The organism is Chromatium okenii (assembly GCF_016583745.1).
Taxonomy (GTDB): Bacteria; Pseudomonadota; Gammaproteobacteria; order Chromatiales; family Chromatiaceae; genus Chromatium; species Chromatium okenii.
Genome location: NZ_NRRQ01000025.1, coordinates 15,448 through 37,115 on the forward strand (window position 1 = coordinate 15,448; position 21,668 = coordinate 37,115).

Genomic DNA, 21,668 nt, shown 5'->3' on the forward strand with positions numbered 1-21,668 from the left:
GGCGCGTCAACCGTGCGCGGCAAGAAAGGCGCTGACTGCCGCATCTGCTGACGTCGCCCCCGCCAACACTGCCGGTTCATATTCTTGACGCCACCGCGCCATCAGCGGTCGCGCCTGCCGCCATTCTTCAAACAAAATGCGGGCGACTGGGCCGCCGCCATCGAGAAAACCCAGCTCCCAAAAATCGCGCTCGGCCTGAGCGCGGTCGTAGTCAAAGCGGATGATTGTTGAGTGCCAAGCGTTGTGATGCCATTCCAATTGGGCATAACTGCCGCGCACGTCCCCATCAAAAGGCGAACCGACTGAGCCGACGTTGAGCACCGGCACCCCGTTGATCAGGCGCTGGCTGGGGCGATGGGTGTGGGCGGTAACAAACAGCGCCACATCTGGCGGCAGCGCCAGTTGCAGTTGCGCGTCAGTGATATTGGTGGTGATGCCGAAGCGGTTGCTGATCATGCTGGCGTGAGTGACGTGTACCCAACTGTCCTCGTGCGCACCGTGAAAACAAAGATGATCGGGCCAATCGACTAACGCATCGAGACGCGGACGGAGTTGCGCAAACGTCCAGGTGGCGAACTGATGCAATTCCGCTTCGACGCCGGTGGCGGGCGTTTCATACGCACAGCGCAGCATCCAAGTTTCGTGGTTGCCGGTGATGGGCAGCCAGCCGAGACGGTGGCGGAGGTCGTCGAAATACTCCACACACGCCAGACTGCTCGGGCCGCGATTTACCAAATCACCAGCCATGATGACCATGTCCGGCTGCCACGCGAGGATGTGAGCAACCGCAGTGTGGAGGGCGGGGAGATTGGCTTGAACATCAGAAAAGATAGCGACCTTCATTGCGGGTGGGTTCCGAAAGAGTTGATAACCAGCGTTAGTTGCGGCCTTGTTGTGTACTCAACAACATCACTTCCACCCGCCGATTGCGGGCATTTTTTGGCTCCTCAGGCACCAGCGGCGCACTGTCAGCGCGACCTTCGGCAGTGAATCGTTCTGGAGCGCCGACGGTTTCCGCCAGCACCGTGCTGACCCGCAGCGCCCGTTCCCGCGACAGATGCCAATTGGAAGGAAAGCGCAGCGTTTGAATCGGCACGCTGTCGGTGTGACCAGTCACGAGCACCGCGCCCGGTAACTGCGCCAGCGCCGCGCCCACCCGTTGCAGCAGCGCAAAATAGTTCGGTTTGATCGCCACGCTGCCGGAAGCAAATAAATCGTCACCACGAATGATGACAGTCTGACCTTGCGGACGCTCCACCACATCCAGCCGGTCGGCAGCGATCTCGGCTGCCAGCAAGCCGCGCAGCGTCACGCTGCCGCTGGGTGCGACCAGCGCGGCTGGCGCGGGATCAACGCGATCAGTCACGCCCGGCAACTGCCGCTCCAACGTGCTCAATGCCACATAAACCGCATCAGAATCGCGGTTGAGCGCGAAGTTAAACAGCGTAAACAGCGCCAGCAGCAGCACTGCCGCTAGCGTGGAGCCAACCCACAGCGGCAGCGCCGAATGCAGTTGCTGCTGTGCCCGAGCGCAGCCGCGCCAATGCGGTGACAACTCCGGCTCCGGCTCGCCGCGCAAACTGCGGAGACTGTGGAACAACTGCTCCCGCACCTGCGCCAACTGTTCGCGCCCACCGTCGCGGACGCGATAGCGCCCTTCAAAGCCCAGCGCGAGGCAAAAATACATCAATTCCAATAAGTTAGGAGTTACGCAGTTGAAAGTTAAGTCATTGATTTTTATGAAAACGCGATCATACACTGCACAAACCAAGTTTCAATAAAATCAGGCACTTAGCATCCAACTGCGTAACTCCTATAAGTGAAGATTGGTCGCCGGTTGCGTCAACAGCCGTTCGAGCGCGGTAAAAAACTTCTCGCCGCCCCACGTTTCATTATGAAAACTGATGAGCAGCCCGCGATTACTCCACACGCTCTGCGTGCCCCAAGGCGTGTCTAACACCGCCTCATCGACCAACGCGCACAACATGTAGCGAGCCGGCAACACTTCGGTATCCGCCAACCCCCGTGCCCGGGCGCAGGCTTCAAACTCGCGCAATTGGCGGCTGAGACCTTCGCGTAAACCGTCAGGATCGGGATGCGACACGGTGCCGCGTACCTGCGCTGCGACCGTCAAGATGCCGTTGGCGCAGTTGAGCAGCGGATTGATCGCGCCACTGGCGGTGCTAACGCTGGGCGCAACGGGAAACGTCGGGGGCGCTGCGCTCCAGTTGGGCGGAAAGGGAGCGCCGCCCGGTGCCACCGTCGCCTCACTCATCCACGCTGGTGCGCCCAAACTCTCGTGGCGTGGAGTGGGATTGAGCAGATCATCAACCATCCGTCCGCCCGGCATCGGGCGAATGATGGTGGGTCCATCCCCACCAGAAGTCGCAAAAGGATCATTATTGGTCATCGTTCACTCCCGAATTGCCCACAGTTCCAATGCTAATCCCGGAAACTCGCCGCCGATGTGCAAACCAAAGCCGCCACCGCTTTGTAATTGTTTCCAAAATTCATTGCTGCGATCCAATTCAAAATAATCACAACCTGCGTGATAGGGAATCTCTAACGGCGGCGTGGGCAGAGGACACAGCGCAATACCGGGCAGTGCTAACTTAACTAATTCTTGGATTTTTTCCACCGGACCAATTTTAGTTTGCGTCGGTAAACGAGAGCGCAACAGTTGCGCATCCATATTGGCTTGTGCGGCTAAAACAAATCGCGCATTTGCCAGCAATGAACGGTCATCAACTAAGGCAATACGAAATCCAAATTGCCGCTCTTGAATCGGAATGGCGCTGGCGCGTTCAACATATTCGCGGTTGAGGAATTCGCGCAGCCGTTCAATCAGCGGCGTAAAGGTCGCATCTAAATCTTCGTGTCGATACGGCGGAAATGCGGGCGGGCGTTTGCTGGCGCTGGCAAAGGTCGCCAATTCTCCTGCTAAACCAAGCAGATACCGATATAACGCTTCTGGATGCAGCCCGCGCACCTGGCTGAGATGGTGTACCACCGGCTCGGCGCGATTGAGCAGTTGCAGCAACAAAAAGTCGGCCCAATCGGCGACGCCGCCGCGCCCCACGCCGCGCACGCGCCCGGCGCGGGCTTCGGCTTGGCGCTGCAATAATCCGTTGAATTCTTCAAGAAAATTTGCCAAACGTGGCGCGACCTGCACGTCCACATGTGGCGGAATGTAGCTGGGATCAAGCAGCACCTGCCGATCTGCCCGACATTCCAGCACCCGCGCTACGCCGCAACAGGCATAACCGGCGCGTTGTTGCTGTTCCAACAGCAGTCGCAGATCGAGCCGCCCGATGATGAGCGTCGTTTCCGTGTCTGCGCCGACCGTGTTATCGCGCACCGTCAACTCACCCGCCCGATACCGCACAATCGTTTCCACCTCGGCGGCGCTGCCACTTTCAGCCGTGTTGGGACGCCGCAGCGGTAGCGCCAGATAAATGGTTTGCGGGCTGAACCGCTCGTCAAATTCCAACGGCGGTGGCAACGGATCGCTGGCGGGCGCATCAAATGGAGTGCCATCTGGCAAGGTGCCTGCCAATTCGGTGAGCGCAAATTTGCCGAATGCCAGCAATTCTTCGTCAATCCGCAGGCGGCGAATGCCCCACGCGCACGGGGTGCCGATGCCGGAACTGGCGGTGCTGCGATCTTCTAAATAGCGGTCATGTTGTTGAAAATGTTGCGGTTGTAAAAACATCCCTTCCGACCACAACACGCGATTATTCCACGCCACAGTTCACCTCTTTTCTGCTGAGTGACTCTGCCAGTGCCGGAGCACACAAGCGGTCATTGATGACGAATTGAGACCGCATCTGCGCCGATGTCGATCTGCAAGTTATTGTCTTTTAATGGATTTAAGCGCATCACTTCGCGCCAGCGGCTGTGGTCAAGATCGCGGAACGCGACGATCACGCCGATGTAGGTCGCGTCGGGATTGAGCGGGCGGGTGATGGGGAGAAATTGCTCAGGTGCCAGCGTCAGCTCGTCACGCGCAAGGAGATCGCCGCCCAAAACGGCGCTGTCGTGGTCGTAAAGACTAAAAAAATCAGCTTTGGCAAACACGCCGTGACTTTTAAGTTCATACGCTCGCACCACCACTGCGAGTGCTTTGCCGTCGGGATCACGATTGGCGTTGGCGGCGGCGCTGATGTTGAGGGTTAATTGCGGCGGCGGTTTGACGATGGGCGGCAGCGGCGGCAATTCTGGCAGCTTGGGTTTTTTGAGCAGGCAGCCCGACCCGCTGGCGGCAAGAAGGAGAACGATGGCGAGCAAGCGACGGCGGTCAATCAAAACCAAATCCTCGTGGGACGTGTTTGGCGACGATTATGCGATAAAAACCCGGGCGCGAATCAGGCGCTGGCGGCGGCGTTGGCGCGAGATGAGAGTTCGTTCAAGCGTCGCACCTGTTCTTGGTAGGCGCGGGCGAAGGCGTCATCAAATAGGTGCATGAAATCTTCGGCGGCATCAGCGGCAACTTGGTCATAAGTATCGGTGAAAAAATCCCAACAGCGGGCTTTGCGTCCGAGCGGGAGTGGATTTAAGCCGGAACGATTGGCTTGCCGTTCCAATTCGCTGGGTTCAAAGCGGGCGAGCAGGGCGCGGAGTGCCGCTTGCAGCCCGGCGGTCATCGCCATTTCGTGGGCTTGAATGTCATCAAAAGCGGCTTGTGCGGCGGGCACGGCGGGCAAAAATCCTGCATTGGGCTGCAACAGGAGTTGCGTCAACAGGCTGTCGGTCTCGGCAGCAAATTTGAAGGGATTGTTTTCCGCAGCGCGGATGGTCGTCACACCCAAGCGCAATTCATTTTTGAAATGCGCCCGTCCGCGCAAGGTCTGGCTCAAGCCGGCAGCAAACACGCGCAGCAGCGCTCCGGCTTGCGCAAATAATGCTTCAGAGTCGGTCACGTTCGCTGCCTCGCCAACGCCTAAACCGTTGAGAAAAGCAGCCAGATCACGGTGGTTTAATGGAGCGGAATCTGTGAGCGGAGCTGGCGCGGGTTGGCTGGCGCGAGCGGACGGTTGCCACGCATCGTTGAGCAAATCGTAATCATCTGGCAGCGCCTGCGCGGTGGGTGGACGATAAAAGACGTGCTCGACTGGCGTTGGGGCGGCTGGTGGCGGGATAAATTCGGCGGCGGTTTGTCCGCGCTGCGGCAGAAAATCAAGGATGTCGGGCGCGGCATTCGGCGCGGTCATCCCCGGCAAGGCGACGCTGTCTGCGGCGAACGGATCGTCCGGCAGCGCGAGCGGTTGGACGCCGAGCTGGATGTGAATATCAAAACCGCCAATCGTGACGTGGTCGCCGTTGTGAACGGGGACGGGATGTTGCGGTGGCAGCGGCTGCGCGGCGCGATTGAGATAGGTGCCGTTGCGGCTGAGATCGGTGAGCCATAGTCCGCCGTCACGGGCTTCGAGCCGGGCGTGTTGCCCAGAAATCACGCGCTCAGGGTCGTCCAGCGGGACATCATTGGTGAGGTGCCGCCCAAGCGTGATGGCGCGAGTGGTCAGGCACAAGTGCATGTCCCATGCGGGCAGTTGGCGCTGGGGGTTGGTGATGTGAAGCGTGATATCCATGCGGGCGGTGCTCAAAAGCAGGGTTGGCGATATTCAAACACTGATGACGCGCAGATGCTATGTAGTGGTGCGAATGGTTCCATAAGTGTCAGGAACCATATGATTATATCCCGCGCCTGTACTGAGATATTTGCGCAATTGCCACAATGGTCATTTGACCGTGCCAGCGCGGAACAATATGCAAATTGCAGCCATTGCTTTAACACAAGGATTAACTTTGGTCACACATAACACCCGCGAGTTTAGCCGCGTACAGGGTTTGCAATACGAAGATTGGCAACTATAGCACCTCCTTTTTATGCGCTGTATGAATTGACGCCCGATGAGATTGTGCTGTGGAAGTGGCGGAGAAGTGAATTACGATTTTTCTATGCACGTTCAAGAAGAAATGCAACGGCGGGGAATACCGCTTTATGTCATTGAATTGATTTTAGCCACGCCCGCACAAAAAGTACCTGAACATAGCGATGTGGTATGCTATCAATCGCAAGTTGAAATTAACCGCAAGCCATACCTAGTGCGTGTGATGGTGAATGAAAAAAAGATACCGCCTAAAATAGTGACGGTTTACTGCACAAGCAAAATTGATAAATACTGGAGAGTAACACCATGAAAGTGAGCTATGACCCTGATGTGGATGTATTGCGCATTATCTTTCGTGATGCGCTCATCGTAGAAAGTGATGAAGATAAACCCGGCGTAATTCTTGATTATGATCAGGACGGCAATGTCGTCGGCATGGAAGTATTGAATGCTTCGCAGCGTGTTGATAATCCGCGTGATATGATCTATACCGTGATGGCGTGATGTTTTTATTTAATGTTAGATAAAATTGCGTTTTTAGAACCGGCGGGAAAATGAAATTAACTGTTGACCGCAAAGCAGACCTGACTTGCTTTTGGCGCTCACAGTATCCAATTGCGTCAACACCAACCATTCATCTTCATTATCAGTATTGGAGCAACTCATGCGTCATTTACTCTCGGCGTGCCTGTTATCTGCTTGCTGTGCCGCTCCGTCAGCGTTTGCTGATTGGACGCTTGATCCAGCGCGGTCTCATCTCACCTTTATTTCCATCAAGGCCAACAACGTCGCCGAACTCAACACTTTTGGCACCATCAGCGGCAGCGTCAACGCCAGCGGACAGGCGCTGATTCGGCTGCCGCTCGACAGCGTTGAGACCTTGATTCCGATCCGCAACGAGCGGATGCGGCAGTTTTTGTTTGAAACCACGAATTATCAGGAAGCGGTGTTGCGGGCGCAGTTTGATCCGCAGGTCATCGACCGTTTGCAGGTCGGCGAGATCGCGCAGGTCAACGCCGAGAGTTCGCTGTTGCTGCACGGGCTGGCGCAGCCGCTGACGCTGACGCTGCAAGTGGCGAAGCTGAATGCGGAAACCTTGCTGGTGGCGAGTGTGAAGCCGTTGGTTGTGGACGCAGCGAAGTTCGGGATGAGCGAGGGCGTGGAAAAATTGCGGGAATTGGCAGGGTTATCGGCGATCAGCACGGCAGTGCCCGTCACCTTCGTCGTGACCTTGGTTGCCGCGCCAGCAGCGGAATAAACCCGCCGCAGCGCGTTCTGGCAGCGGCAGTTATCGCCGCAAAAAGGGATGACCGGACGCGGGCGGCGCGTGGCGATGAGCGCCCACTTGACGCGCTCCCGGCACCGTCAAACCCGCCAAACCCATCAAAGTCGCTTGTTCAGTATCGGTTAATGGACGCCAATTGCCGGTGAACAAGCGCCGTCCCAATTCAATGTTGCCGTAGCGGATACGGATCAAGCGGCTGACGGTACAGCCAGCCGCTTCCCACAACCGCCGCACTTCGCGGTTGCGCCCTTCGTGCAGCACGACGTGAAACCACTGATTTGCGCCGGTGCCACCTTGCGCGGTCACTGCGTCAAATTTCGCCATGCCATCTTCCAATTCAATGCCGGTGGTCAGCCGTTCCAAAGTCCCGGGCGGCACTGCGCCGAGAATGCGCACCGCGTACTCGCGCTCCAATTCCTGCGACGGGTGCATCAGCCGATTCGCCAATTCGCCGTCGGTGGTGAACAGAATCAAGCCAGAAGTGTTGATGTCCAAACGGCCGACCGCAATCCAGCGTCCGTCTTTCGGGCGCGGCAGGCGGCGAAAGACGGTGGGGCGTTCTTCAGGATCACGGCGCGTGACCAGCTCGCCCTCCGGTTTGTGATAAGCAATGATCTGCGGCGCGGTATCGCGCTGGCGCTTGAGTTTCACATCCCGGCTATCAATACGAATGCGATCGGCGCTGGTGGCGCGATCACCGAGTTTGGCCAGTGCGCCATTGACGCGCACCCGCCCGGCGGTGATCCAGCTTTCGATTTCACGCCGCGAGCCGAGGCCGGCTTCGGCGAGGAGTTTTTGGAGGCGCACGGGTTCTTCAGTGACGCGAGGAAGTGCGGAATGACGGCGGCGTTGCAACATAGTTGACAGTCTCAAACAATAAATATTAAACGGCATTATGCGCTCGTGCGGGGCGCTGACCGCAGCGAGCGAGCGTCGTATCATCGCGCCGACTGACAATCGCCAACCGCTAACTTTTTTTCACAGGAATCGCCCATGACCACGCCTCCCGCCCGTCACGGTAAAACTGGCAAACCAATCAACAGCGCCAAGCTCGACCGCGTCGTCGCCGACGCCCGCAAAGCCAGCGAGGAACGCGCCGCTGGTTATCGGGAGCAGGCGCTCAAAATTTATGATTGGGTCTGCGGACGCTGTGCGCGTACCTTTACCCGCGATAATTTGCGGGAATTGACGGTGCATCATAAAGATATGGATCACGACAATAATCCGCCCGACGGCAGCAATTGGGAGCTGTTATGCGTGTATTGCCACGACAATGAACATCAAAAATATGAAGAACATTTAGCGGCACTCGCAGCCGGACGCGGCGGTAAACAAGGCACGGGCAAACAAACCACGCATAATCCCTTTGCGGCGCTGGCTGGTTTACTCAAAAAAGAAGAATAACGCGCCGGGTTCAATAAACAGTAACGCGCCATTGCAATACTGCTGTTGCCAAAAACATCACGAGATAATGTCGCCACTGGCACACATTATTTGGTTCGCATTCTGATCACTGATTTGGAAATGACATATGCTGGATTCTAGTCGCTGGTTTTCTGAAATTGCTGAGAGTGACGGCAGCGCCTTTTCACTCAAGATCACCGAACGTTTACACGTCGAACAAACGCCCTTTCAATTGATTGAAATTTACGCCACCACTGGCTTTGGCAATTTAATGGTGATTGACGGCTGCACCATGTTGTCAACCCGCGACAATTTTCTATATCACGAAATGATGTCGCATCCCGCGCTCTTCACGCATCCCGCGCCGCGCCGGGTCTGCATCATCGGCGGTGGCGACTGCGGCACCTTGCGCGAAGTGCTCAAACATCCAGCGGTGGAAACGGCGGTGCAGATTGACATTGACGAGCAGGTCACGCGGCTGGCGGAGCGGTTTTTCCCCGAATTGACCGCTGCCAACAGCGATCCGCGAGCGCAATTGCTGTTTGAAGATGGCGTGCGCTGGATTCAAAACGCCGCGCCCGGCAGCGTCGATGTGTTGATTGTCGATAGCACCGATCCGGTCGGCCCAGCGGTGGGATTGTTCACCAGCGCCTTTTATGCCGACTGTCAGCGCGTGTTGGGTGCCAACGGGATTTTGGTGCAGCAGAGCGAATCGCCCTTGTTTCACCAACAGATTTTGCGCGACATGCACGGCGCGATGCGCAGCGCAGGTTTCGCCAACACGCAAACGTTGTTGTTTCCACAGCCGATTTATCCATCGGGCTGGTGGAGCGCGACCTTGGCGAGCGGCACCGTCGCGCTGACGGAATTTGACATTGCAGCGGCGCAACAAAAGCCGTTTGCAACCGAGTATTACAACGCCGACATTCACCGCGCTGCGCTGGCGCAGCCAGAATTTATGCGCCGTTAAATCCCCTCAGCCCCCCTTTTTCAAAGGGGGGCTTTTACAAAGGGTCGGGATTTATCAAAGATGAATGGTTATTGGGATGTTTCACTAATAAGCCCCCCTTTGAAAAAGGGGGGTTGGGGGATTGAAAAGTTTGAACCCGCTTAAAAAACTCGCTTCACAAACTGCTATTTATGGCGTCAGCAGCGTCTTCGGGCGCTTTCTCAATTATCTGCTGGTTCCGTTATTAACCTACACCTTCGCCCCCGCAGAATACGGCGTCATTGCCGAATTTTATGCGTATATGGGCTTTTTTGCCGTCGTGTTAATGTTCGGATTAGAAACGGGTTATTTTCGTTTCCGCGCCAGCGGTGAATGGCAATCTGAGCGCGTATACAGCACCGTTTTAAGCACGTTGCTGGTGCTGAATGTCGGTTTTTTTCTTTTACTCTATTGGCAGCGCCAACCGCTTGCTGAATTACTGCATCATCCGCAGCACAGCGATTATATTTTATGGTGCGCAGCAATTTTGGCGCTTGATTCTATTGGCGCGATTGCCTTTGCCCGTTTACGCGCTGAAGAACGCGCAGCGCGTTTTGCCACGCTCAAATTATTAGAAATCGGCGTGAACGTGGGTTTAACAGTCTTTTTTATCAGTATTTGTCGGCAAGCATTTGTGCATGATCCCAATTCACTGCTCGGCGCATTATGGAATCCTGAGTTAGGCGTGGGTTATGTGTTTATTGCCAATCTCATTGCCAGCGGCTTAAAACTTTTATTATTAACGCCACAATTGCGCATCCCGCTGACCTCATTTGATCTGGAACTGTTTCAGCGCGTGCTGCGTTATTCAATGCCGATGGTTGTGATTGGCTTTGCGGGGATTATCAATGAAATGCTCGACCGCGCAGCATTAAAATATCTGTTGCCGTTTGATGATGCGACCAACATGGCGCAGCTCGGTATTTATAGCGCCTGTTATAAGTTATCTATTTTAATGGCGCTATTTATTCAAGCCTTCCGCTACGCTGGCGAGCCGTTCTTTTTTAATTACGCACAACGAAACGATGCCCGCCAAACGTATGCGCTGGTGCTCAATTGGTTTGTGATTTGCTGCACTGCGTTATTTTTACTGGTCACGCTGTATCTTAACTTTTTTCAATACTTTGTCGGCAGTGAGTATCGCAGTGGATTAAGCGTGGTGCCGGTGCTGTTATTAGCCAGCATTTTACTCGGCATTTATGTGAACTTGTCGATTTGGTATAAATTGACTGATCGCACCTTACTCGGCGCTGGCGTGTCGTTAATTGGCGCGGGAATCACGATTATTTTATTGCTGTGGTGGGTGCCAATCTATGGCTATGCGGGCGCAGCGTGGGCGCATTTAGTCTGTTATGGCGCGATGGTGATGATTTCGTATTTATTAGGACGCCATTATTATCCGGTGCCCTATGATTTCAAAAAGGTTGGTGGTTATATTGGTTTGGCAATTGCGCTGCTATATGCGCATCATTTCTGGCAAGAACACGCTTCTTGGTCAGAATTTCTCACTGCAACCGCCTGTTTTAGCGCCTTTTTCATCGTGGTGTTCATTATTGACGTGCGTCCGTTATGGCAGCAGCGCCTCCGCCGTAGTTTCTAATGCTAATTCCAAGTTCATTTTCTCGCGCAATTGCATCAATTCCGCTTCCACTACCAGCACTTGCTCCGTGAGCTGGGCAAGATCGCCATACGCGCTTGTCCGCTCCAAAATCGCCGCTGCCGCGCTCAACCGTTGCCCGCCAACATTGATCGCCGCGCCCTTGATCGTGTGGGCATGACGCCGCGCTTTTAAGCGATCATCCATCGCTAAACTCTCGCGCAACGCACTGATTTGTAACGGCATATCCGCTAAAAATCCGTCAGCAACGCGCCGCGCCAGCGCCATATCATCCAGCAGCCGCGCCAGCAAATCGTCACGATCAAAGATCAATTGTGCCGGCGCAGCCGCCGCCGCTGGCGCACTCGCCAGCGTCACCGCAAAGCACGGCAGCCATTTGCGCAACACCGCTGCCAACTGCGGCGGCGTGACCGGCTTTGCCACATAATCATTCATGCCCGCCCGCAAACAGCGTTCCCGGTCGCCCTGCATCGCGTTGGCGGTCATGGCGATGATCGGCACTTGTGGATTGTGTACCGTCGCCGCCAGCGCCCGAATCCGGCGCGTGGTCTCCAAACCATCCAGCACCGGCATCTGTAAATCCATCACAATCAAGTCATACGCCCGTGTGCTCACCGCCGCCAACGCCTCGGCTCCATTCGCCACCGCTTCCGCGTGTAATCCCAGCTTTTTGAGAATGCCCAGCGCCACCTGCTGATTGGTCACGTTGTCTTCTACCAACAAAATTTGCGCCTGACAGTTGGCAAATTGTTGCGCGGCAGTTGCTTTCGGCAGCGTTGGCAGCGGCAGCTCCGCCTCGGCGCTGGGCAGCGCCAGCAAGGCGGTAAACCAAAACTCTGATCCCATTCCCTCCACGCTGCTCACGCCAATCGCGCCGCCCATCAATTCCGCCAACTGCCGCGAAATCGCCAGCCCCAAACCCGTGCCGCCGTAGCGCCGCGTGGTGGAAGTATCAACCTGCGTGAACTTGTCAAACAGCAAGCCGAGCTTGTCTTCAGGAATGCCGATGCCGGTGTCCTGCACCGCAAAGCGCAGCAACACCTGCTCATCGGTATGCTGCAACACCGTCACCGTGCTGGTGACTGCGCCGCTGGGCGTGAACTTGATCGCGTTGCCAATCAAATTGATGAGAATCTGCCGCAGTCGTCCCGGATCGCCGCACAGATATTGCGGCACCTCAGCCGCCACCGTGCAGGAAAATTCCAAACCTTTGCTCTGCGCTTGAAACTGCAACGCCTCGCGCCCTTCCTGCACCAGTCGCGGCAAATCAAATTCCAATCGTTCCAAATCGAGCTTGCCGGCTTCAATTTTGGACAGATCGAGAATGTCGTTAATCAGCCGCAGCAGCACCGCGCCGCTGTCACTGACGATGTTGAGATAATGGCGCTGCTCGTCGGTCAACGCGGTATCAAACAGCAAGCCGGTCATGCCGATGATGCCGTTCATCGGCGTGCGAATTTCGTGGCTCATATTGGCGAGAAATTCACTTTTCGCCACGCTCGCCAACTCCGCTCGCGCTGCCTGTTCCTGCGCAAATGCCGTTTGCAGCTCCAAGTCAGCATTGAGCAATTCCGCTTCTTCCTTGGCGCGACGCAGTTCCTCTTCCGCCCGTTTCCGCTCCGTGATGTCAGTGTGGGAGCCTGCCATGCGAAACGGGATGCCGTTGTCATCCCAGATCGCCGCGCCTCGTGCAAGAATCCAACGATAGCTGCCATCTTTATGGCGCAGGCGGAATTCAACGCTGTAGTGCCGCTGGCGATCTCTGAGATACAGATGCAGCGCGTTGTTGACGGTCGTGACATCGTTGGGATGCAAGCGTCCAAAAAAGCTGTCTTGGGTGTTGGGCAACTCGTCATCCCGATAGCCCAATTGATCTTTCCAGCGCGGCGAAAAAAACACGCGCTCGGTTTCTCGATTCCAATCCCAGATGCCATCGTTGGAACCGTTGATCGCCAGCGCAAATTGCTCACGGCTGGCGCATAACGCCTGCTGTTGGCTGAGGATGTCCTGATCGGCACGGCGCAGCAGCACCACAATCATTCCCAATAACAGCGCCAGCACGACCATTCCCGTCGTGCCGCCGAGCGTCAAAAAGCGACTGAAGGCATGTTGTTCGGCGTTGAAATCGTGCATCACCACCAAATTGCCCACTTCCTGCCCCGTCACGTCGTGCAACGGCATACTCAACAAATACCAATCCCGTCCGGCAAAGGTCAGCCGCTGCGGGTGCTCGCGCTGGTACGGCGTCGCCGCTGGCGGATCAAGTGCTGGCGCAAACGCATCCGGCACCCGCCCTTGGGAGGAATAAATCACCACGCTGTTGGGCAAACGATCCCAGTCGGCTTCGCGCCCCAAGCGCCGCATCCCGTTTTCCCACGCGCCGCGCTCCAGCAACGTTTTGCGCACCGTGATTGCCAACTGGCTACCGGAACGCTGCTGCACATGGCGCAGCACTTCCTCAATTTCCTTGCCCAGTTCGATATATCCCAACACCTTGCCGTCAACCACCACCGGCTGCACCACCCGCAGCGTGAGCGTGCCGAGCGCATTGATCTCAATTCCCGACGCCAGAGTGCCGGTGCGCTCCGCCTCGCGGGCGGTGAAATGGTCAATGCGGTCGCCGAAGTGAGCGGGATTGTGCAGCCGCAACAAACAGGTGCGCTGCGGATCAAGCACATAAAAATGCGTGAGGTGATGATCGCGGAGCAGCAGTTGATACAACGCTTGCCACGCCGTGCCCAAACGGTTGCGATCGCCGCTCACGAGCGCCTTGTGCAAACGGGTATCGGCTACCAGCGGTTGCAGCGCGATGGCGAGTCCCTCCGCCTGCTGGGTTAGCACTGCTCTGAAATCGTTGGATATTTGGGCGCTGAGAACGGTGAGAGAGGCGCTAATTTGGTACTGATGTTGTTGCCACAGCACCGTGCTGGTGCCGGCAGTGAGCAAGAGCAAGATAATTGCTAACGGCGGGAGCAAGCGCCGCAGAATCGGCTTCGGATTGGCGAGTCGCCGCCGCGTGAGCACCAGCGCCGTCACCATTCCAATCAGCAGCACCAACAGCAAACCCACTGGAACCGCAGCATGAGCGGCAACCTCCAGCATCCAATCCGTCGCCTCAATGTCCACTCCCAACAGCGCCCGTCGCGTGCCGCTGTGATAGGTGCCCGCGCCGATGATGAGATCGCCGACCCGTTCGACATAACTCACTTGTGGAAGGAATGGCGGCACCGTCGGATCGAGACTGGAATCATCAAGCCAGCTGGAGCCTTTGGTGAGCGCAAATTCTTGAATTTTATTGTATAAAGTGCTGGAACCAGTTGGCGCTGCGGTTGGATGCAGCGGTTGTCCGCTTATTTCTGGGTGCCCGGCATGGGCGCGTAAAATCAGGTTGCGGTCATACGCGAACGCAAACACCTTGCCTTGATGAAAGCGGCTGTTGACTTGATTGCATTCCTGCACAAAGCGGTCGCGCCCGTAGGTGCGATAAAACTCGGCCGCTTGCCGCACCATTTCCTGCACCGCACTAGGCGTGGTGACGGTGAGCAGTTCTTGGTTGCTAACCGGCACCAATGCGGAAATAAACGTCCCCCAAGCATCCGTTTCGGGCCCTACCGTCAGCGGCACCTGCTCGTTAAACACGCGCAGCAAGCCGGGCGTGATGTCCTCATACGGCTCACCGGGCATCACATGATCGGGCGATCCGTATGGCGCACTATTCGCAAACAAAAACACTTTGCCGTTGGCGCGTTGCCCCATCAAATAGGCAAAACGCAAGCGCGGATTGAACGCCCGCAGCGTGATCAATTGCGCCGATAACTGTTGATATTCCGGTTTTTCGAGGTCTTCAGCACCGCCCGCGAGCGCGTGCAGATGCTGGGTGTCGAGCGTTTGCACCATGATCTGGGTTTGCGCCAATAACCCCGCCCGCAACTCGTGATCTGCGCGTACCAGCATCCACCAAATCAACAGCCCGCCGCTGATAAATATGGTCAGCACTGCCAAAATGAGCCAGCGCAGCTTGAGCGCGGGAGGTGGCGGCTGGTGAACAAAGGTGCTGGTGCTGGCATCCACTGCCGAAGCAAAACAGTTGGTCATGGTTGAGCTCATCGCGGCTAAAACAGATCGTCCATCACTCGCGGCGCAGATCGCGGTGGCGCTGACGGTTTGGGTTTGGGGGGAGGAGATTTAGGTTTTGCTGGCGCGGCGGTGACGGAACGCGGCGCAACTGGCGCGGGGCGTGGGCGACGCGGGCGCGGTGTGACCGGAGGCGCGAGGGCGGCATCTGCTGACGGTGCCGTCACTGCGGCAGATGCCGGAGCCGGAGCTGGCGCGATGTCTCCAGCGGGAGCGCCGTCTGCCGTGTCATCAGCGGCAATATCGGCATCGGCGTTGGTATCCAGCGGCGGCGACAGCGCGACCAGCGGTTGCTTATCCAGCGCCTGCCGCATGAATTCCACCCACATCCCCAGCGCCGCCTTGCCGCCTTCTTCGCCCCAGCCGAGCTTGCCGAAATCATCAAACCCCATCCACGCCACGCTCACCAAACTGGCATGAAAGCCAGCAAACCATGAATCCCGAATATCGTTGGTGGTGCCAGTTTTGCCTGCGATGTCGCTGCGCCCCAGCCGTTTCGCACGAAAGCCGGTGCCATGCGCGATCACGCCGCGCAGCATCGTGGTCATTTGATACGCCACTCGCGGCGAGATGACGCGCTCGGCAGCGGGTGGCGCTGGCGCAGTTTCCGCCGGGGATTGCGCGGCAGCCGGAGCTGGCGCAGCGGCTTGCGGCGGTTGCGCTTCAAATAAAATGCGCCCCTCGCCGTCTTCAATCCGTTGAATAAAATAAGGAATAACGTGATAACCGCCGTTGGCAAACACCGCGTAACCCTCTGCCAGCTTGACCGGCGACACCGCGCCGGTGCCGAGCACCATCGTCAATCCTTCCGGCAGCGCCTCAGCGTCAAATCCAAAGCGGCGGATGAACGTCTGCGCGGTGGTGAGACCGACCTGTTGCAGGAGACTGATGCTGGCGAGATTCCGTGACAGCGCCAGCGCCTTGCGCAGCGGAATCGGGCCGAGTTCGCGGTGGTCAGAATTTTGCGGATTCCAGTGCAGATACGCGGGCAAAGCGACGGCTTGATCGCGGATGGTGCGCTCTGGCGTCCAGCCTTTTGCCAGCGCCGCTGCGTACACAAATGGCTTGAAACTGGAACCGGGCTGGCGGCGCATTTCCACCGCCCGATTAAATTGGGTGTCGTTGAAACTGTAGCCGCTGACCAACGCCCGCACTGCGCCGTTATGCGGTGCCACCGCTACCAACGCACCACCGACGCGGGGAATCTGGCTCAATTCCCAGTTGCCGGCAGCGGTGCGCCGCAGCCGAATCAAATCGCCCACCTGCACCGAAGCAGCAGCTTTGCGACGAGCGCCGCGCCAATGGGCGAGATCGCGCTGACTCCGCGCCCATGCCAGCGCACTCGGTTTGAGAGTCACGCGCTGCCCTTGTCCGAGATAGACCTCGGTGGCGCTGGCGCTGGTTTTGAGCACCAGCGCCGGCGTCAAGGTCGGGATCGCGGTCACAGTCGCCAAATAATCATCGAGTTGTAATTCCGCCAATTCCGTCACCTTCAGCGTCGCCTCCGGCCCGCGATAACCGTGCCGCCGATCATATTGACGCAACGCGGTGCGCACGGCGTCCTGCGCAGCATTTTGCAGGCGCGAGTCAATGGTGGTCGTGACGCGATAGCCCTGCGTGACGGCGGCGCTGCCATAAAAACTTTCGACTTCCGCCCGCACCATTTCAGCGACATAACCGGCATCCAATTCAATCTCGCGCCGGTGCAGCCGCGCCGTGTTTGGCGTGGCAAGTGCTTGTTGCAATTGCGAGGTGGTGAGATAACCCAATGCGTGCATTCGTCCTAAAATGTAATCACGTCGCGCCATTGCCCGCGCTGGATTGGCGAGCGGATTATTCGCCGATGGCGCTTTGGGAATGCCAGCCAGCATGGCGATTTCAGCAATCGTGAGCGCCGCCAGCGGACGGTCATAATAAAGTGCAGCGGCAGCAACGATGCCGTAAGTACGATGCCCGAAAAAAATTTGATTCAAATACAATTCAAGGATGTCTTCTTTGGTTAAATGCTGCTCAATATGCAGCGTTAATAACACTTCCATCAGTTTACGTTGAAATGTTTTCTGTGGCGATAAAAAGAAATTGCGGGCAACTTGCATGGTAATGGTGCTGCCGCCTTGCGTTTTTTCACCGGTTTCTAAATAGCTTAATAACGCCCTTCCAATTCCAATCACATCAATACCGCGATGTTCAAAAAAGCGATTATCTTCAGTAGCTAAAAATGCGTGTATGATTAAATTCGGAATATCTGCTAACGGCACTGTTTGGCGCTGTTCGACGCCGAATTCACCCATAAAGACGCCATCATTGCTAAAGACTTGGAGTGGCTGTTGCAAAACGATGGTGCGCAAGCGTTGCACATCGGGAATTTCTGGCAGCGTTGTTTGCACAAAAATTGCCGCGCTGACGCTGATTAAAAACGTAAGCTGTAGCACATTAGCAATTCCAGTCACCACGAATTGACCGAATGCCAACGCCACGCGCTGCCACAAAACGGGGGAGCGGAGCGGAGCGGATGGTGCTGCTAAAGAAGATTGGGTTGTTTTAGAGAGCCGCACCGAAGAATCTACTAAAAAGAATTGCGTGATGAACGGAATCAACCACACCATAAATGATATTAAGCGCCACGCCGTTGCATTTCCAAACAGCGTGCGGGTACCGAATTCAGCGCATCACAGATCATCGTCTTTATACAAAACAACTGCGCGTCTTGGCAACTGCACAACGCCTATAAACACGATCACATCAACACCTGCAAATAATAGACACCAATATCAATTTTATTTGACGGAGCACACCATGATGACTCACGCCTCGCGTTACCTGCTATTGATTGGTTGCTTATCCACCAGCAGCACTCTCATTGCCGCGCCAGTGATTTCAGTTCCTGCGCAATCCTATCAAAATCATTTTCGGAGTAGTCAAGCGTTGGCGCGATCACAATATACGCCGTTTAGCGCCATCACCACGCTGCGCTCGCAATTGCCAGTATTTACAGCACCTGCGCCTGTTCCAGTAAATGCTGCGCAACGGCGCGGTAATTTAACCACGCCGCCGTTAATTGGAAGCAACGTCACATTAACAGAATTGAGCGGTAATGACGTTTTTAACCAATTTTTACATATTCCATTGACAACTGGCGGGCAATTGTTAGGGCTAACGATTGAAGCGCCAAACGCGGTAGCAGTGCGGCTTGGGTTATTAATTACACAGCTTCCAGATAACGCCCAACTCGCTTTTTTTACAGCACATGGGAGCGATCCTGTCGCAGCACCAATTCACGGCGCAGAAATCAACCAACTCATCGCCACCAATCGCGCTGCGGGCGATCATTCAAGTGCTGGACAAACGTATTGGAGCCCAATGATTACGGGTGAGAGCGCCACCATTTTGATTTATCTCCCCAGTGATAATGATAATACGGATTTGCAGCTAGAGATTCCTAGTCTCAGCCATTTCTTTCAAGACCCGTTATCCGCACGAACGGCGGGATTTTGCCAATTGGATGTCAAGTGTTATGCAAATTGGAATGATGCGTCCAGTGGTGTTGCTAAAATGGTTTATACCGATGGTGGCTATTCTTATCGCTGCACTGGAAGTTTAATTAACGACAGTGATACAGCAACTAGCGTGCCTTATTTTTTAACTGCAAATCACTGTATTTCCACACAAACTGCTGCTTCAACGTTAGAAACGCATTGGTTTTATCAATCAGCTTTTTGTAACAGTAGTCTGCGCGATTCACGCTACACCAAACTCACCGGCGGAGCAAAATTATTATATGCCAGTGCGAATACAGACACTTCCTTTTTGCACTTAAATAAACAACCACCAAGTGGCGTTGTCTATCTCGGTTGGACTACCGCAACGCCATTGTTAAATGATGTGGTCACTGGCATTCATCATCCAGATGGCGATCTTAAAAAAATTAGCTTTGGACAACTTGATGCGTACCAGAATTGTTACGCTGATGATGATGATGATGACACATTCTATTGTCATCCAGCATCAAGCAGCAGCGGCAATTATATCGACGTTGATTGGTCGCAGGGGGTGACTGAAAATGGCAGCAGCGGCTCGGCACTTTTTAATGATGCCCAGCAAATTATTGGGACTTTATGGGGCGGCAATGACTCCTGCTATGATGAAGATGGCGTTTCAACCTACGGACGTTTTGAGATTGCCTATAATACAAAACTGAAACAATGGCTCGGTGCTGGTGGCGCTGAGAATAACGTGACTGTGATTAAACCGATAGCACCAACAGCGGTGAATGCAACTGATGGCGATAATACAACTTTGGTGCGCATTACTTGGAATGCTGTTGCGAATGCTACAAGTTATAGCATTTGGCGTAACACCATCAATTATCAAGCCTCTGCAAAACAAATTGCAACTGCAACGACGTTGATTTATGAAGATAAGACTGCACTTGCTGGCACCACTTATTATTATTGGATTAAAGCAACGAATACAGCTGGCACCAGTGCTTTTAGTGAACCAAACAGTGGTTATCGCGCTCTCACGACTGCCACTGCGACGCCTGTATTATTAACGGTTGATGGCAACATCAGTTTTGGTAATCTTTCATCAGTCGGTGATGTTGATTGGTATCAAGTGAGCATCAATACTACAAAAAGTTATAGCATTGAGACTTGGCAAGGCACATTGTTGGATAATTACATGCAGCTTTATGGCCCCAATAGTCAAACTGCGATCTTAGAAGAAGATGATGATGATGGTTTTGGTTATGCAGCCAAAATTGTCCGCACCTTAAAACCGGGCACCTATTACATTAAAATTCGTGCCTATCGCCCCACTAAAACGGGAACCTATTCTATTTCGATACAATAGCATCCCCGTTTTGCAATCAGCACAACCGCAGTTTATAAAAAATTGCGGTTTTTTATCGGTGATTATTCAACAACCGGGCGCTTCAGCGAGTAAATCCGCAGCATTTTGTAAAAAAGCCTGCGCCCGATATAAACCAATTAAGGTTTTGCCATCGGTAATGGTGCCATCGTGACACCATTCTAAGGCTTGAAGTAATGGCACCCACACAATTTCAATCACTTCACCGTATTCGTGCGCAAGCGGTGCCGGCGTCAGTTCTTGCGCCAACCATAAATGAATGATCTCGGTAAATATCCCGGGCGAACTGTGCATCATGCCCAATGGATTCCAAATTGCGGCAGTCACTCCCGCTTCTTCAGTTAATTCGCGCTGTGCTGTCATTGCTGGCAATTCATTTGGATCAATGCGTCCCGCTGGCAATTCCCATAACCAACCGGATGCCGCATGGCGAAATTGCCGCAATAAACACACAAATTGACGTTCATCAAGTGCCACAACTGCGGCACCACCCGGATGATGAATAATTTCAAGTTCAACTTGATCGCTATTCGGTAATAGCACCGTATCGCGGGTTAATTCAATTACGCGCCCTTGATAAAGCGCCGTGCGAGCAACTAAGGTAGCGTTAGACATGCGTTAATCCTCTTTTAGCCGGAGTGGTGACGATTGCTCTGGATACAGTCATCTGACTGTAACTCAATGTCAATAAAATGCTCTTCATATTGACCGTTGGATCGCGGTTGAGCGAACCTATTTTATTCTGCTTAGGGACTAATGAGTATGGCAACCATCTTAATCGTTGATGATGAGCCGGATATTCGAGAAGTGATTCGTTTCGCTTTAGAAAACGCACAATTCCGGGTGATTGAAGCGGGTCATGCCGATGATGCGCGTAAATTATTAGCCACGGAAGAACTTGATTTAATTCTTTTGGATTGGATGTTACCCGGGCGTTCCGGTTTAGAACTTGCCACCCAATTGAAACAAAATCCCAAAACGCGCTCCATGCCTATTATTATGATTAGCGCCCGTGGTGAAGAAGAAGATCGCGTTAAAGGATTGGAAACTGGCGCAGATGATTATATTGCTAAACCGTTTTCATCGCGGGAAATGGTGGCACGAGTGAAAGCCGTTTTGCGCCGTACCCGTCCCGATGAATCAACTGATGATATTGAAATTGGCGGCTTGCGTATTGATCACATCAGTCATCGCGTTAGCGTGAATGGCGCTCCCATAGAAATTGCCCCCACTGAATACCGTTTATTACACTTTTTTATGACGCATGTAGACCGCGCATTTAGTCGTTCGCAATTACTCGATCAAGTGTGGGGCGATCAAGTCTATGTCGAAGAACGCACGGTGGATGTGCATATTCGCCGCTTGCGCAAAGCATTAGAAACCACCGGGCATGATCGCTTATTGCAGACCGTGCGTGGGGTTGGTTATCGTTTTTCAGATAAAACCTAACGGTCTTGGCTACCATTGCTACGGGAGCGT

General features: G+C 54.7%; 17 protein-coding genes and 1 pseudogene. 8 read left to right on the top strand and 10 right to left on the bottom strand.

The window, feature by feature from the left end; genetic code table 11:
* Window positions 1-6: 6 nt before the first annotated feature.
* The 6 genes and pseudogenes from CKO12_RS10195 to tagH form a co-directional block, all read right to left on the bottom strand.
* Entirely contained in the window at window positions 7-843 is an 837-nt protein-coding gene (locus CKO12_RS10195) for a metallophosphoesterase family protein (protein ID WP_200154639.1), read from the bottom strand.
* Between the two features lie 34 nt (window positions 844-877).
* Window positions 878-1,402: an OmpA family protein gene (locus CKO12_RS15395; protein ID WP_420826838.1), complete on the bottom strand. Its 525-nt coding sequence runs from the start codon at window positions 1,400-1,402 to the stop codon at window positions 878-880.
* Window positions 1,403-1,411: 9 nt separating this feature from the next.
* Window positions 1,412-2,410 (bottom strand): annotated as a pseudogene (gene icmH / locus CKO12_RS15400) (type IVB secretion system protein IcmH/DotU); the annotation flags it as partial.
* Window positions 2,411-2,413: 3 nt separating this feature from the next.
* On the bottom strand, window positions 2,414-3,748 hold the full coding sequence (gene tssK, locus CKO12_RS10210) for a type VI secretion system baseplate subunit TssK (RefSeq protein WP_200154642.1): 1,335 nt from the start codon (window positions 3,746-3,748) through the stop codon (window positions 2,414-2,416).
* A 53-nt stretch (window positions 3,749-3,801) separates the two neighbouring features.
* Entirely contained in the window at window positions 3,802-4,305 is a 504-nt protein-coding gene (tssJ, locus tag CKO12_RS10215) for a type VI secretion system lipoprotein TssJ (RefSeq protein WP_200154643.1), read from the bottom strand.
* A gap of 59 nt (window positions 4,306-4,364) precedes the next feature.
* A complete protein-coding gene (gene tagH / locus CKO12_RS10220) occupies window positions 4,365-5,588 on the bottom strand; it encodes a type VI secretion system-associated FHA domain protein TagH (RefSeq protein ID WP_200154644.1) in 1,224 nt (407 codons plus the stop codon).
* Window positions 5,589-5,958: 370 nt separating this feature from the next.
* On the opposite strand from tagH, the gene CKO12_RS10225 reads away from it, so the two are divergent.
* The 3 genes from CKO12_RS10225 (at window position 5,959) to CKO12_RS10235 (ending at window position 7,149) form a co-directional block, all read left to right on the top strand.
* Window positions 5,959-6,201 (top strand): DUF4258 domain-containing protein, encoded by a 243-nt coding sequence (locus CKO12_RS10225; protein ID WP_200154645.1) that lies wholly within the window; start codon window positions 5,959-5,961, stop codon window positions 6,199-6,201.
* Window positions 6,198-6,395 (top strand): DUF2283 domain-containing protein, encoded by a 198-nt coding sequence (locus CKO12_RS10230; protein WP_200154646.1) that lies wholly within the window; start codon window positions 6,198-6,200, stop codon window positions 6,393-6,395. The genes CKO12_RS10225 and CKO12_RS10230 overlap by 4 nt, the downstream gene beginning before the upstream one ends.
* A 160-nt stretch (window positions 6,396-6,555) precedes the next feature.
* A complete protein-coding gene (locus tag CKO12_RS10235; RefSeq protein WP_200154647.1) occupies window positions 6,556-7,149 on the top strand; it encodes a YceI family protein in 594 nt (197 codons plus the stop codon).
* Window positions 7,150-7,179: 30 nt separating this feature from the next.
* On the opposite strand, the gene rluB is transcribed toward CKO12_RS10235, so the two are convergent.
* Window positions 7,180-8,034 (bottom strand): 23S rRNA pseudouridine(2605) synthase RluB, encoded by an 855-nt coding sequence (gene rluB, locus CKO12_RS10240; protein ID WP_200154648.1) that lies wholly within the window; start codon window positions 8,032-8,034, stop codon window positions 7,180-7,182.
* A 135-nt stretch (window positions 8,035-8,169) separates the two neighbouring features.
* Here rluB and CKO12_RS10245 point away from each other — a divergent pair, with 135 nt between their 5' ends.
* The 3 genes from CKO12_RS10245 to CKO12_RS10255 all read left to right on the top strand — a co-directional run bounded on the left by CKO12_RS10245 (window position 8,170) and on the right by CKO12_RS10255 (window position 11,168).
* A complete protein-coding gene (locus tag CKO12_RS10245; protein ID WP_200154649.1) occupies window positions 8,170-8,580 on the top strand; it encodes a YajD family HNH nuclease in 411 nt (136 codons plus the stop codon).
* A gap of 127 nt (window positions 8,581-8,707) precedes the next feature.
* Window positions 8,708-9,550: a polyamine aminopropyltransferase gene (gene speE / locus CKO12_RS10250; RefSeq protein WP_200154650.1), complete on the top strand. Its 843-nt coding sequence runs from the start codon at window positions 8,708-8,710 to the stop codon at window positions 9,548-9,550.
* Window positions 9,551-9,680: 130 nt separating this feature from the next.
* Window positions 9,681-11,168: a lipopolysaccharide biosynthesis protein gene (locus CKO12_RS10255; protein WP_200154651.1), complete on the top strand. Its 1,488-nt coding sequence runs from the start codon at window positions 9,681-9,683 to the stop codon at window positions 11,166-11,168.
* On the opposite strand, the gene CKO12_RS10260 is transcribed toward CKO12_RS10255, so the two are convergent.
* Together CKO12_RS10260 and CKO12_RS10265 are read right to left on the bottom strand one after the other, a co-directional pair.
* Window positions 11,136-15,281, bottom strand: coding sequence for an ATP-binding protein (locus CKO12_RS10260; RefSeq protein WP_200154652.1), 4,146 nt, complete (start codon window positions 15,279-15,281; stop codon window positions 11,136-11,138). The genes CKO12_RS10255 and CKO12_RS10260 overlap by 33 nt on opposite strands.
* A gap of 17 nt (window positions 15,282-15,298) precedes the next feature.
* The gene (locus CKO12_RS10265; RefSeq protein WP_200154653.1) at window positions 15,299-17,926 is read right to left on the bottom strand and encodes a penicillin-binding protein 1A; all 2,628 of its coding nucleotides are present in this window, start codon (window positions 17,924-17,926) and stop codon (window positions 15,299-15,301) included.
* 190 nt (window positions 17,927-18,116) lie between these two features.
* On the opposite strand from CKO12_RS10265, the gene CKO12_RS10270 reads away from it, so the two are divergent.
* A complete protein-coding gene (locus CKO12_RS10270; protein ID WP_200154654.1) occupies window positions 18,117-20,171 on the top strand; it encodes a trypsin-like peptidase domain-containing protein in 2,055 nt (684 codons plus the stop codon).
* A gap of 66 nt (window positions 20,172-20,237) precedes the next feature.
* Here CKO12_RS10270 and CKO12_RS10275 read toward each other — a convergent pair whose 3' ends face one another.
* Window positions 20,238-20,804, bottom strand: coding sequence for an NUDIX domain-containing protein (locus CKO12_RS10275; protein ID WP_200154655.1), 567 nt, complete (start codon window positions 20,802-20,804; stop codon window positions 20,238-20,240).
* A gap of 147 nt (window positions 20,805-20,951) precedes the next feature.
* Here CKO12_RS10275 and phoB point away from each other — a divergent pair, with 147 nt between their 5' ends.
* Complete coding sequence (phoB, locus tag CKO12_RS10280) at window positions 20,952-21,638, top strand: phosphate regulon transcriptional regulator PhoB (RefSeq protein ID WP_200154656.1); 687 nt, start codon at window positions 20,952-20,954, stop codon at window positions 21,636-21,638.
* Window positions 21,639-21,668: the final 30 nt, after the last annotated feature.